The 13,970-nt window shown below is 63.6% G+C and carries 9 protein-coding genes; 5 read left to right on the plus strand and 4 right to left on the minus strand.

Annotated elements, in window-relative coordinates; translation table 11 throughout:
• A complete protein-coding gene (locus tag ACODSO_RS24015; protein WP_489039178.1) occupies positions 1-1,134 on the minus strand; it encodes an acyl-CoA dehydrogenase family protein in 1,134 nt (377 codons plus the stop codon).
• 305 nt (positions 1,135-1,439) lie between these two features.
• Here ACODSO_RS24015 and ACODSO_RS24020 point away from each other — a divergent pair, with 305 nt between their 5' ends.
• Both ACODSO_RS24020 and ACODSO_RS24025 read left to right on the plus strand, forming a co-directional pair.
• Positions 1,440-2,669 carry an aminotransferase class I/II-fold pyridoxal phosphate-dependent enzyme gene (locus tag ACODSO_RS24020; protein WP_489039179.1) on the plus strand — a complete coding sequence of 410 codons (1,230 nt, stop codon included), beginning with the start codon at positions 1,440-1,442 and terminating at the stop codon, positions 2,667-2,669.
• Positions 2,666-4,192, plus strand: coding sequence for an NAD-dependent epimerase/dehydratase family protein (locus tag ACODSO_RS24025; RefSeq protein WP_489039180.1), 1,527 nt, complete (start codon positions 2,666-2,668; stop codon positions 4,190-4,192). Before ACODSO_RS24020 ends, ACODSO_RS24025 begins: the two co-directional genes overlap by 4 nt.
• 108 nt (positions 4,193-4,300) lie before the next feature.
• Here the strand turns inward: ACODSO_RS24025 and ACODSO_RS24030 are convergent, their stop codons facing one another.
• A complete protein-coding gene (locus ACODSO_RS24030; protein WP_068380757.1) occupies positions 4,301-4,558 on the minus strand; it encodes a modification methylase HgiDII in 258 nt (85 codons plus the stop codon).
• Positions 4,559-4,643: 85 nt separating this feature from the next.
• On the opposite strand from ACODSO_RS24030, the gene ACODSO_RS24035 reads away from it, so the two are divergent.
• From ACODSO_RS24035 to ACODSO_RS24045, 3 genes are all read left to right on the plus strand, one after another.
• A complete protein-coding gene (locus ACODSO_RS24035; RefSeq protein WP_489039182.1) occupies positions 4,644-9,182 on the plus strand; it encodes an ATP-dependent helicase in 4,539 nt (1,512 codons plus the stop codon).
• Between the two features lies 1 nt (position 9,183).
• Entirely contained in the window at positions 9,184-9,966 is a 783-nt protein-coding gene (locus ACODSO_RS24040) for a DNA-formamidopyrimidine glycosylase family protein (protein WP_489039183.1), read from the plus strand.
• Positions 9,967-10,194: 228 nt separating this feature from the next.
• A complete protein-coding gene (locus tag ACODSO_RS24045; RefSeq protein WP_489039184.1) occupies positions 10,195-10,737 on the plus strand; it encodes a hypothetical protein in 543 nt (180 codons plus the stop codon).
• A 44-nt stretch (positions 10,738-10,781) separates the two neighbouring features.
• Here ACODSO_RS24045 and glpD read toward each other — a convergent pair whose 3' ends face one another.
• Together glpD and ACODSO_RS24055 are read right to left on the minus strand one after the other, a co-directional pair.
• The gene (glpD, locus tag ACODSO_RS24050; protein WP_489039185.1) at positions 10,782-12,533 is read right to left on the minus strand and encodes a glycerol-3-phosphate dehydrogenase; all 1,752 of its coding nucleotides are present in this window, start codon (positions 12,531-12,533) and stop codon (positions 10,782-10,784) included.
• A gap of 127 nt (positions 12,534-12,660) precedes the next feature.
• Positions 12,661-13,833: an aminotransferase-like domain-containing protein gene (locus tag ACODSO_RS24055; RefSeq protein ID WP_489039186.1), complete on the minus strand. Its 1,173-nt coding sequence runs from the start codon at positions 13,831-13,833 to the stop codon at positions 12,661-12,663.
• Positions 13,834-13,970: the final 137 nt, after the last annotated feature.

Consider the following 13,970-nt stretch of genomic DNA (forward strand, 5'->3'; position numbering starts at 1 on the left):
TCACTTCACGAACGCGAACTCGTCTCCTGCGTGGTACCTGGCAAGGGTCTCCGAGATCGAGCGCCTCGACGGCGGGTGAAAGGCGAAGGCCTGCAAGGCGGCTGCGAGATATCCCACTTCAGGTGACTTGATGAAGGCGATACCACCCAGCGACTCCATCGCCGCAGAGCTGGCCCGTATCAGTGCATCGCGAATGGCGATGCGGCAGAACAACAGCCGAGCCGAGATGTCCTGACCACGTTCACCATCGTCGACAGCCCGCGCAACGCTCTCGATGGCAGCCATACTGTTCTCGATCTCCGCCGCTGCTCGCGTGTAACCCTCGTAGTCACCCTTGTCGGCCGCCAGCATCTTTTCCAACAGAATCGTCGCACCGCCGAGGTAGTTCGCGCTGATCAGCATGCCGAACCAGAGGTATCCGGTCATTTCGTGCACACCGTCAGGGTCGTCGTCACTGTTCAGCAACACGAGGTCGGCCGGAACCTCGACGTCGCGCAGATTCACCACGTCGCTCTGCGATGCCGCGAGAAATGGCGTTTCCCAGAACTTTTCGACCGTCAGTCCGTCGAGAGCAGCGGGTATCAGTGCAACTGCGCGTTCGCCGTCCTTCGCTCCGACACCCTCCACCTCGACGCTGGCGGTCAACAAGTCCATGGAACCGGACAGGCTGCACGGCTTCTTGCTTCCGTTGACCACGTATACGTCGCCGACTCGCTTGGCTTTCATTGTCGGGACGAACACGCTTCCACCCGGCGTTCCCTCCGAGAACCCGGATGCGATGACGGCATGTTGGCCCACCAACCCCTTCACGAGTGCCCGGTCGTCCTCCGAAGCCCCGCGCGCGAACTCGATGAGCGAGGCGATCGACAGATGGTGCATCGTCGTCGCGGCCCCCAGCGACGGCGACCGCGACCCGATGGCGCGCTGTGCGCGCACGGCTTCCAGGGCAGTAGCGCCTCTACCACCGAGTTCTTTCGGCACTATCAGCGATGTGCCCCCGAACTCCTTGAATTTGGCGATCGCGTCGCTTCCCCTGCTTTCGAGGTCCATCAACGGCGTTCGGTCCAAATAGTCCAACAAGCCTGGGATGTAGTTTTCCAGCATTTCGCGTTCTCGAACCATCAATGCAGTCATGACTCTCCTGGTGAAATCAAATGGGCATGGCAAACAAAGGTGAATCGAATTCGCAACCAAAACAGCCGTACCCATGCACCGAGCAGGCAAAACATTCAAATGGGAGTAAAGCCCTCGGGGGATCGAAAGAGGAACTAAGTTTGTTTTTCGCTGCCCGAAAGCGGGTACCTGGAGAAATAGATGAACATGCACTCGACCAATCCAATTCTGCGGCGGTGTCGAATCACTCCTCGAATTCGCGACCATCGATTCACAGCTGGATCCTTCACCACATCCCACACGATGCGTCAGGAGAACTTTCGACGATGACTGCCAACCGTTTGATAAAACGACTCGACGGAGACGAAAGAGTCGAGCTGCTGCGCGCTGTGCGCGAGAGCGATGTGTCGCCCTACTTCCGCGTCATGGAGTCCGCGACCGCACCGATCGTGCAGGTCGAAGGCAAGGACAGGATCATGTTGGGCTCGAACAACTATCTCGGGCTTGCCGATCATCCCGACATCACCCAGGGCGCCCAGGATGCACTCGATACGTTCGGATCCGCGATCACCGGCAGTCGCCTGCTCAACGGCACCATGGACATCCATCTCGAACTCGAGAACGAGATCCGTGAATGGCACGGCACCGAAGATGCCATGGTATTCACCACCGGCTATCAGACGAACCTCGGAACCATCGCTGCGATCGTCGGCAAGGGTGATGTCATCGTCGTCGATTCGGCGGCCCACGCATCGATTCGCGACGGTAGCGCCCTGTCAGGCGCCACGATCCGCAAGTTCGCGCACAACGACATGGAGGACCTGGAGACGCAGCTACAGGCCCCTGTGGTCGACGACGGCGCTGTGCTGGTCATCGTGGACGGTCTCTATTCCATGGAGGGCGACCTGGCTCCGCTGGACAAGGTGACCGCGCTCTGCACCAAGTACGGCGCCGCCCTGATGGTCGACGAGGCGCACAGCGTCGGAATCTACGGTGAGCAGCTCACCGGCGCAGCCGAATTGTTCGGAACCACCGGCGGCACCGACATACGAATGGCGTCGTTGTCCAAGAGTCCGAGCTCCACCGGTGGATTCATCGCCGGATCGCACGATCTGCTCGACAACTTGCGGATCCACGCTCGCGCATTTCTGTTCACCACGTCCGGGGTACCGGCAGCGGTCGGCGCCTCGCTCGCCTCGATCAAATTGATCAGGAGCGAGGAAGGCAGACAACGGGCACGCCGCGTACTCGACAACGCCGAGGCGCTCCGTGGCGGTTTGGCAGCGGAAGGGCTCGACATCGGAGCTCGCTCCCCCATCCCTGGCGGCGACACAGCGTCGCCGATCGTTTCCCTGCACATCGGCGACGATCTGGTCGCAATGAACCTGTGGCGCAGTCTGTTCGACAAAGGAATCTTCACCTCTGCCGCGCTGCACCCGGCCGTCCCACGCAACGGTGCACTCCTACGCCTGTGCGTCATGGCGTCGCACACCGACCAGCAGATCCGGACCGCGGTAGAGACGATCGCCGAGACCGTCGCCGAGCTGCCGTCGTGACCTTGCGCATCGCGGTCACCGGCGCGACGAGCGATTTCGCGAAGGTGATCCTGCCTGCGCTGCTCGACGACGACGATGTGGATTCGGTCCTCGGCATAGCCCGACGGCCACTCGATCGCACACATCCGAAGTTGCGCTCCGTCCGCGCTGACATCCGTTCCGCCGATCTGGAGAACATCCTCCGCGGATACGATGTCGTACTTCATCTGGCGTTCGTCGTCGAGGAACTGAAGGACAAGTCCGAAACGCACGACATCAACCAACGTGGGTCACGCAATGTTCTCGACTCCGCGTACCGCGCCGGGGTGAGCCGCTTCGTCATCGCGTCCAGCATCAATGCGTACGGAGCGGAGATCCACGACGATCCCATCGACGAAACCCACTACCCCGCAGGCGATCCAGACCGCTACTACTTCCACGACAAGGCCGAAGTGGAGCACTACGCGGAGTGGTGGCTACGCCGACATCCAGGCGAGATGGCGGTGTCAATGCTGCGCCCCACCTACGTGATCGGACCTGATTTCTCCAACGACGGCATCGATCAATTCACTGGCAAGATCGCCGCATTCCCACAGGCGGACAAAGCGGCGTACCAGTTTTTGCATCAGCGCGATCTCGCCGACGCCTTTCACCGGGCCGCCAAGCAGGATTTGGTCGGACCCTACAACGTCGGCCCCCGCGACTGGACCGGGGTGCGCGAACTGGCGAAGATGCAGGGACAGTGGTTGTTCGACGTTCCCGAGAAACCCGCAATCAGGGCTGCCGACATAGCATTTCGTTTCGGCCTCACGCCGTTCTCCGGGCAGTGGGTGACTGCGGGCGAGCCGAAGGTCGACTCGACTTCGCTGCACGAGGCAACCGGATGGACTGCGACGCTGACTTCACGCGAATGCGCGGCGATCATGGTATTGCTGCAGGGTCGGCCGATCTTCGGCGGACAGTACGCGTTGACCTCGCACGACGCCTGCGAGGCGGCGCTGGAGCCCGCCTCGAAGTACGTCGGAATGGTTGCCGGCGAACATGCTCAGCTGCCGACCCCGACCGGACGGGTCCATATCGAAGTCCACCGAGGATCCGGCGTCGCTTCAGTGGTGATACCGGTCCGGCCCGGTCTACACGCTCGCTACCTCAGCCCGGTTGCCCTGGAACTCAGCAAAGCAGGTATCGACTGCGTCCTGCTCGACCTGCCTGGACACGGCCTCAGCACCGGCCCGCGCGGATACGTCACGCAGCCGGACCTCGATGCCGCGATCGCCGAGGCGATCGACTACGCGTACTCCGAGTTCGACGGTCCTGTCACCGTCGTCGACGTCGGCGAACCACGAGTTCCGCCCCGCCGAGTCGATGTGCTGCGCGGGTGGTCGAGACATCGACCGATCAACGCCGCAGACGGTCTTCTCCCCCGACGTGTACGTGCGAGAACGTCGCCTGGTTCGATCGCCACGGTTGCCACCGCTGCGGAGGTCGTCGATCTCGTCGTCCGGGCGGGCGTCGCCGGCCGGGTCGGAGATGTACGTAGCTAGCACCGTTTTTCCCGACCTGGCACCCCTTATCACCACGTGAACACGTGTGCTCACTCGGCAAAAAGGGTGCCAGGTTGCCCAGGTAACCGTTCGTAGGCCCGGTTCGGATCAGCTTTCGGCTTGGCCGTATTCGGCCACGAGACGATCGAATTCGGCGCGATCGACCAGCTGGGGCTCGCCGATAGCCAACGCTTGCGCGTACTTGCTCGCCAGGTGGTAGTCCCGACCGAGCGGTCCGCGTTCGCCATCGTCGTTCTGAATGCTGGCTCCGGGTGGGACCTCGTTCTGAAGACCGTTGGTCTGCCTGCCGAGCCGAGCATCGAGCTGTGCGGAAATCTTCTGCATGATGTCTTGGTCTTCGGTCATCTCTGTGCCGTACCCGATCGCCACAGGTTTCACACGTCAACGGTGCTCGTGGTTGTTTGTCGGTACCTCGGGGCATAGTGGTCGGGTGGCCAGAAAACGCGCGTCCGAGCAGCAGAACGGCACTGGCCTGTCCAAGTTCTCTCCCGCTACTCAGGAGTGGTTCAGCGGCGCGTTCCACAGTCCCACGTCCGCCCAGGTCGGCGCGTGGGATGCGATCTCCAGCGGCCGCCACACGCTGGTCGTCGCGCCGACCGGATCGGGCAAGACGCTGTCCGCGTTCCTGTGGTCGATCGATCAGTTGGCCAGCCGGAAACCGGCTGAAGAACGCAAGACGAAGGTTCTGTACATCTCGCCGCTCAAGGCGCTGGCCGTAGACGTCGAGCGGAATCTACGCGCCCCGTTGGTCGGCATCACGCAGACCGCCAAACGGCTCGGCCTCGAGCCACCCGACATCTCGGTCGGCGTCCGGTCAGGAGACACGAGTCCCGCCGACCGCCGTTCGATGATCAAGACGCCGCCGGACATCCTGATCACCACGCCCGAGTCGCTCTTCCTGATGCTCACCTCCGCGGCGCGTGAGTCCCTCACCCTCGTCGACACCGTCATCGTCGACGAAGTACACGCTGTCGCCGGAACCAAGCGTGGCTCGCACCTGGCGTTGTCGTTGGAACGTCTCGATCTGATGCTGGCGAAGCCCGCGCAACGGATAGGGCTGTCGGCGACGGTTCGCCCCCACGAAGAGGTGGGGCGATTCCTGACCGGAGTGGCCCCCATCGAGATCGTGGCGCCCCCGGCGCCCAAGACGTTCGACCTCTCCGTGCAGGTGCCCGTCGAAGACATGACCGAACTCGGTGTCAAGGAATCGCCCGACGGCGATGCCACGGCCGCGCCGCAGCAGGGTTCCATCTGGCCTCACGTCGAGGAGAAGATCGTCGACCTGATTCTCGAGCACAAGTCGTGCATCGTGTTCGCCAACTCGAGGCGTCTCGCCGAGCGGTTGACTGCACGCCTCAACGAGGTGTACTCCGAGCGACTCGGCGAGGGAGTCGACACTGTCCACGGCCCGCCGTCCCAACTCGGCGGTTCGAGCGAGGTGGGGCACGGCGCCGATCCATTGCTCGCCCGCGCCCACCACGGCAGCGTCAGCAAGGACCAGCGCGCCCTCATCGAAGACGACCTCAAGACCGGTCGACTTCGGTGCGTGGTCGCGACGAGTAGCTTGGAACTCGGAATCGACATGGGAGCAGTCGATCTCGTGGTCCAGGTCGAAGCGCCGCCATCGGTGGCGAGCGGGTTGCAGCGCGTCGGACGCGCCGGACACCAAGTCGGTGAGATCTCCAAGGGCGTGCTGTTTCCGAAGCACCGCACCGACCTGATCCACTGCGCTGTCACGGTCGAACGCATGACGTCGGGCAAGATCGAATCACTGTTCGTGCCGGCAAACCCACTCGATATCCTGGCCCAGCAGACCGTAGCTGCCTGCGCGCTGGAACCGATCGATGCGCACGACTGGTTCGACGCGGTTCGCCGCACCGGCAGCTTCGCTACTCTGCCCCGTTCGGCCTACGAGTCCACCCTCGACCTCTTGGCCGGCAGATATCCGTCCGACGAGTTCGCCGAGCTGAGGCCGAGGCTGGTCTGGGACCGCGACGCGAACACCCTGACCGGCCGGCCGGGGGCGCAACGCCTTGCCGTGACGTCCGGTGGCTCCATCCCGGACCGCGGCCTGTTCACCGTGTACATGGTCGGCGAAAAAGCCTCTCGCGTAGGCGAACTGGATGAGGAGATGGTCTACGAGTCCCGAGTCGGCGACGTCTTCGCGCTCGGTGCCACCAGCTGGCGAATCGAGGAGATCACCCACGATCGGGTTCTCGTCAGTCCCGCCTACGGACAACCTGGTCGACTACCGTTCTGGCACGGCGACGGCCTCGGCAGGCCCGCTGAGCTCGGGCGCGCACTCGGCGAATTCCTGCGCAGCACCACCGAGCGCGGACCGCTGTCGCAACGACTGTCCGACGACGGACTCGACCCGAATGCCGTCAACAATCTGATCGCGCTCCTCGACGAACAGAACACGGCCACCGGGCAGCTTCCGACCGATCGGACCATGATCGTCGAACGGTTCCGTGACGAGCTCGGCGACTGGCGTCTGGTGCTGCACTCGACATACGGCCAGCAGGTGCATGCCCCGTGGGCGCTCGCCATCGGCGCGCGGTTGATCGAGAGGTACGGCATCGATGCCGCTCCCACTGCATCCGACGACGGGATCATCGTGCGTCTGCCCGATACCGAGGACCGCCCGCCCGGTGCCGATCTGTTCGTCTTCGAGAGAGACGAGATAGCCGACATCGTCACCGAGCAGGTCGGCGGATCTGCTTTGTTTGCATCGCGTTTCCGCGAGTGTGCTGCCCGCGCACTGCTTCTCCCCCGCCGCAATCCGGGTAAGCGGGCCCCACTGTGGCAGCAGCGGCAACGGGCGGCTCAATTGCTCGACGTTGCACGCAAGTACCCGACGTTCCCCATACTCCTCGAAACCGTCCGTGAGTGCCTGCAGGACGTCTACGACCTGCCTGCCCTGGAAGAGATTTTGGCGCAGATCGGACGACGGCAAATTCGGATCGTCGAGGTCGAGACCGCATCGCCGTCACCGTTCGCCAACTCGTTGCTGTTCAGCTATGTCGGAGCGTTCATGTACGAGGGTGACAGCCCTCTCGCCGAACGCCGCGCACAAGCGCTCTCGCTCGATTCGACCTTGCTGGCCGAGCTTCTCGGACGGGTCGAGCTGCGCGAACTCCTGGACCAGTCCGTCATCGAGATCACCGAGTCGGAGCTGCAGCGGCTTGCACCCGACCGGCACGCGAAAGACATCGAAGGTGTCGCCGACCTGCTCCGAATGCTCGGGCCGTTGACGATCGACGAAGTGGCAGCACGCACCAACGGCGACGAGTCCCAGCTGTGGTTGACCGAACTGGCTTCTGCTCGTAGAGCATTGGAGGTCAGCTTCGCCGGTCACACCTGGTGGGCCGCAATCGAGGACGCCAGCCGACTACGCGACGCACTCGGTGTCCCGCTGCCGATCGGCACCCCGGCTGCGTTCATCGAACCGGTCGACGATCCCCTGACCGACCTCGTCAGCCGCTTCGCCCGCACGCATGGACCGTTCGCGGTGACCGACCTTGCCACCCGATTCGGCCTGGGGACGGCAGTCGCCAAGAGTGCGTTGGCGGCGCTCGGGGCCGACAAGCGCGTCGTCGAGGGGGAGTTCCGACCTCAGAAGACCGGTAGCGAGTGGTGCGACGCCGAAGTCCTGCGTCGAATTCGTCGTAGGTCACTTGCTGCGGCGAGGCACGAAATCGAACCCGTCGCCACCGCTACCTTCGGACGTTTCCTACCCGCATGGCAGCACGTCGACAGTCGTCAACTCAGTGGAATCGACGGAGTGGCGACGATCGTCGAACAGCTGTCCGGAGTGCCGATTCCAGCCTCCGCGTGGGAACCGCTCGTGCTCGCGTCGAGGGTTCGCGACTACTCCCCCGCAATGCTCGACGAGCTCACATCCACCGGCGAGGTCATATGGTCCGGCCATGGATCGATCACCTCGAAGGACGGGTGGGTCTGTCTGCACATGGCGGACACAGCACCGCTGACCCTTGCGCCGCCCGCCGAGTCCGATCTGTCGGAGCTTCAGCTACGGGTACTCGATGCAGTCTCCGCAGGCGGTGCATACTTCTTCCGCCAGCTGTCCGATACCGTCGGTAGCACTGACGACGACAGCTTGCACGCAGCATTGTGGGAGCTCGTCTGGGCAGGCCAACTCAGCAACGACACCTTCGCGCCGTTGCGCGCTCTGCTCAACGCAACGACAAGATCGGCGCCCAGCCATCGTGCACCCCGCAGAACGCCTCGGCTGAGGTCGTACCGCAGGCTCGAGCGTCCGACCATGCCCACCCGAACCGGGCCGCCGACGGCAGGCGGACGGTGGTCCCGTCTGCCCGAGCTCGAACCCGACGCCACGGTCCGCGCCCACGCCACCGCCGATGTACTTCTCGAACGCTACGGCGTGGTGACTCGTGGGTCGGTCATGAACGAGGGTGTGCCGGGTGGATTCGCAACGATGTACAAGGTGCTCACCACGTTCGAGGATTCCGGTCGCAGCAGGCGCGGGTACTTCGTCGACTCGCTCGGTGGCGCGCAATTCTCCACATCCGAGGTGGTAGACCGACTGCGAACCTACGAGGAGCGGGAGAAGACGGGTGCCGTCGTACTCGCGGCCTGCGACCCTGCGAACCCCTACGGCGCGGCGTTGACGTGGCCCAAACGGGCGTCGGACGAGGAGATCAAACACCGTCCTGGCCGAAAGGCGGGTGCACTGGTCGTACTGCACGAGGGTGAACTCGCGATGTACGTAGAACGAGGCGGCAAGACCGTCCTGACATTTTCCGACGACGACACCGTAACGGCAACGGCCGCACACGCTCTTGCCGCGACGGTCAAACGGGGAGGTGTCGACAAGCTGCTCGTGGAACGGGTGGACGGCAACGACATTCACGGCACCCGGTTCGCGAAGGTGCTGACCGAGGCCGGGTTCTCCGTGACGCCGCGCGGACTCAGGCTGAGGAGCTGACATGCCCGAAGGCGACACCGTGTACCGCGCGGCCAATACGCTGCGCGCGGCGCTCGAAGGCCATGTCCTCACCGGCTGCGACATCCGTGTGCCGAGGTATGCCACCGTCGACTTCACCGGGCACGCGGTCGACGCGGTGCGCTCCCGCGGCAAGCACCTGCTGATTCGGGTCGGCGGCTATTCGATCCACAGCCATCTGAAGATGGAAGGCACCTGGCAGGTCTACCCGCGCGGCGGTAAATGGAGAAGGCCGGCCTTCCAAGCTCGAGCGATTCTCTCGACCGACCGATCGACCGCTGTCGGATTCGAATTGGGCGTTCTGGACATCGTCGAGAACGAGGAGGACGTGGTCGGCTACCTCGGACCCGACTTGCTCGGTCCGGACTGGGACGCATCTGCCGCGGTCGCCAACCTTCGCTCCGATCCCAACCGGGCGATCGGCCTTGCCTTGCTCGATCAACGCAACCTCGCGGGGCTCGGCAACGTCTATCGCAACGAGATCTGCTTCCTTCGCGGCATAGATCCCAGGACGCCGGTGAAAGACGCCGGCAACATCGACAAGATCGTCGACCTGTCGTCGCGGACGATCGTTGCCAACAAGGACCGAAATCAACGGGTCACCACTGGCGACCGCCGAGCGGGCCGACACTTCTGGGTGTACGGGCGCGAGAACAAGCCGTGCAGACGCTGCGGGACCACGATCGAATTCGGGACGTTGGGCGACAATCCGCTCGAGGAACGGCAGATCTATTACTGCCCGTATTGCCAGCCGCAACCCAGCTGATTCACAGGGTCGGCGCCGATCATCGAATCCATGATCTTCTTGGCGATACTCACTCTGTCCGTCATGGCAGTGTCGGGGTCGGTGGCAGCCACAGCGCCTCGGACTCTGGTGCGAACCCGAGAACAACAGGACGAGCTGCATCGCAGGACCACACCGGCCCGACGCGAAGCGGGATCTCTGTCGGCTGTTCGGTAAATCTCGAGGCCGCGCAATCTATGCTTTTGTCGCATGGCACTGAATCTTCGGCAGCTACTGCATCGTCCGCTGCTGTCTCGTAGCCACCCACTCGAACCGGACAACGCCGCGAGCCGTATCAGCGCGTATGTCTACGGAAACATCCTGGTCCTGGCCGCGCTCATCCCGTTGACGTTCCATGAAGAGCACACGTTCCAGGGCGTTGCAATCGTGCTCGGGACCGCGATCTCGACTTTCATTGCACATGCCTTCGCCGAAGGAGTCGGGCAGACCGTACGGACGGGCGTCAACCTGTCGCGTTCCGAACGGTTGAGCGAGCTTCGCAACTCGGTACCCGTTCTCAGCGCGGCAGTGCTACCCGCTGGTTTGTTGGCTATCGGCTGGTGGGGTCTTTTCGATCCCGAGCTCGGTCAGATCCTGGCCGAGATCACCGTGATCGCCAGAATCGCGTCGACGAACTTTGTGATCGGTCGTCTCCGCGGTGAGAAACCGACCCGCGAAACATTCTTCGGATCACTAGCGCTCGCGGCCGCGGCCACCATCATCGTCGCCGTCAAGATCGTTTTGACGCACTGACCACTGGCACAGTGGCGTCGGCCACCGGTGTCGAGGCCCCTCGGTCAATGCTCCCGCACGGGCGGCGTCGCAACGCTCACCGGCTCCAGGATTTCCTGCCGTGCCTCCGGCGCGACGACCCGCAGAGCATCCGCCGATTCGTCGTCGGGCTGCATCTGCGATTTGATCTCGGCCTCGACGCGGGCGTTGTAGGTGTCGACCTCGCGGTCCACCATTTCAGAATCCCACCCGAGGACCGGCGCGACGAGAGCAGCGACCTGACCTGCGCAGTTCACACCGCGATGGGAGTACTCGATGGAGATGCGAGTACGACGCGACAGGATGTCCTCCAGATGCAACGCGCCTTCGGCCGCAGCCGCATACACGACCTCGACCTGCAGGTAGCTCGGTGCGTCGGTAAGAGGCTGCAGCAACTCTGGCTTGTCCTTCGCCAAGTCGAGGACCTCGTCGATGAGCGAACCGTAACGGTCGAGCAGATGTGTCACTCGGTACGGATGCAGCCCGTACATCTCGGCGAGGTGGTGCGTTTGGTTGACGAGGGCGAAGTAGCCGTCGGCGCCGACCAGCGGCACCTTTTCGGTGATCGAAGACGCGACTCTGGCCGGGATGTCCTCCGCCGCCAGATCGACCGCGTCCTCGGCCATGACGCGGTACGTGGTGTATTTGCCCCCTGCGATCGCCACCAACCCGGGCGCGACGCGTGCGACGGCATGCTCACGAGAGAGCTTCGAGGTCTCGTCGCTCTCCCCCGCCAGTAGCGGTCGCAGGCCTGCGTACACACCGTCGATGTCCTGATGGGTGAGCGGTGTGACGAGGACTGTGTTGACCTCGCCCAGGATGTAGTCGATGTCGGCCTTGGTCGCCGCTGGATGCGCGAGATCGAGTTTCCAGTCGGTATCGGTGGTGCCGATGATCCAGTGCGCCCCCCACGGGATGATGAACAGCACCGACTTTTCGGTGCGCAGAATGATCGCTGCCTCGCTCACGATGCGATCGCGTGGCACGACGATGTGCACGCCCTTCGACGCGCGAACCCGGAAACGGCCACGCTGACTGGACAACGCCTGAATCTCGTCGGTCCACACGCCCGTTGCGTTGATGACGACGTGACCGCGCACCTCCGTCGTCGCGCCGTTCTCCGAATCACGTACCCGCACACCGGACACTCGATCAGCTTCCCTCAGGAAGCCGACCACCTGCGACGACGTTCGTACGACGGCGCCATAGTGCGCAGCCGTCCGAGCAACGCTCATCGTGTGCCGGGCGTCGTCGACGACGGTGTCGTAGTAGCGGATCCCGCCGATCAGTGACTTTCGCTTGATCCCTGGCGACATTCGCAGGGCGCCGGAGCGAGTCAAGTGTTTCTGCGCGGGCACGGACTTCGCGCCGCCCATCGTGTCGTACAGAAAGATTCCTGCAGCAATGTACGGCCGCTCCCACACGCGATGGGTCAGCGGGAAAAGGAACTTCAGTGGCTTCACCAGGTGCGGAGCCAGCGTCGACAGTGACAGTTCACGCTCGTGCAGCGCCTCCCGAACCAAGCCGAATTCGAGCTGCTCCAGGTACCGAAGACCACCGTGGAACATCTTCGACGAGCGGCTCGATGTCCCCGACGCGAAGTCACGCGCTTCGACGAGTGCCACCTTGAGCCCGCGGGTCGCCGCGTCGAGTGCTGCTCCCGCGCCGACGACACCTCCGCCGACCACGATCACGTCGAACTGCTCGGATCCGAGCCGCTCCCACGCCTCCTCGCGCGCCGCGGGACCAAGGAATGTGGTGTTCGATCGGTTGCTCAAGAGCTCGCTCCCCACGTGGATGGTTCGAACAGAAAGTTGTTGGCGCCTGGACAACGTTACCGTTCGGGGCGACTACCTGCCCCGCTCGGTAGTTCTGCAGGCGCACTACCTGCACGAACCCAGCTACTTACAGCGCGTGAGCCCGTGCCAACCGCCGCACTGCCTCGTCCAGGACCGGCGCAGGTGAGCTTGCGAAGCACAACCGAGCCGATCTCTCGTAGGTCGCGTTGTCCGCGAATGCCTTTCCCGGAACGAACGCGACACCGTGGTCGAGAGCCGTCGGCAGCAGCGCTGTCGTGTCGGTACCGTCGTGGAACGTCAGCCAGAGGAACATTCCACCGTCGGCTGGCTTCGCCGAAGCAGCGTCACCGAACACAGCACCGAGAGCTCGGTGCAGCGCGTCGGCGCGCCGCCCGTACTCACCACGCAGAGTGCCCAGGTGAAGGTCGAGCCACGGTGTGTCGGCCAACATGTGCGCCGCCATCTGTTGGGTCATCGAGGAACCGCACAGGTCAGCGCCCTGCTTGAGCAATTCGACTGCATCGCACACCGGCCTCGGTGCGACCATCCACCCCACGCGCAGAGCGGGGGCGAGGATCTTCGACGCGCTGGACAGACGCACGACGCGGTCGGATGCGATCGGGGCGGGCGGCGGAGCGCCGAACCAGATTTCGCCGTACGGGTCGTCCTCGAGTATCCAGAAGCCGTATCGGTCCGCCAGCTCCGCGAGGTGGCGTCGCCGAGCATGGGACATCGTCACCCCACGCGGATTGTGAAAATTGCTCACCGTGTGAACGAGTGTGGGCCGAAGACCGCCTCGCAGGCGACGCTCGAGTTCGTCGGTATCCATCCCGTCCTCGCCGATCGGAATCGCATGAATGTCCGCGCCGGCGATCGAAAACACCTGCAGTGCACCGGTATAGGCAGGTTCGTCGACCACGACGACGGCGCCCGGATCGAGCAATGCCTGAGCGATCAACGTCAAAGCCTGTTGAGATCCGTGAGTGATGACCACTTCCGCGTACTGCACCGAACGTCCGGTGATCACCGATTCCCGATGCGCCACGATCTCGCGAAGCCCGCGCCAGCCCGAGGTTTCACCGTATTGAACGGCGGTCGACTCGAGCAGAACCGACCGTGCGGCCTCCCTGATCCTGCGTGACGGGATGAGTTCCAGCGCAGGTAGACCGCCGGCGAGGCTGATGACATCTTCGCGCGCTGTGAGAGCGAGCAGGTCGCGGATGGCCGAACTCTGCACGGAGCCGAGACGGCTGGACATCGGAGGCAAGGCGATGGACATGGGATTCTCCCGAAGTCGAAGCACGGATGATCTGGCGTACCCGAGGATCGACTGGGGTGTGAATTTGCCGTGTGGTGGTCGGCTCTCGTCCACTATGACACGGTGGACCACATTATGAAACTAAAATCTCAGATGAT

It is taken from the genome of Rhodococcus sp. FG69 (assembly GCF_057808915.1).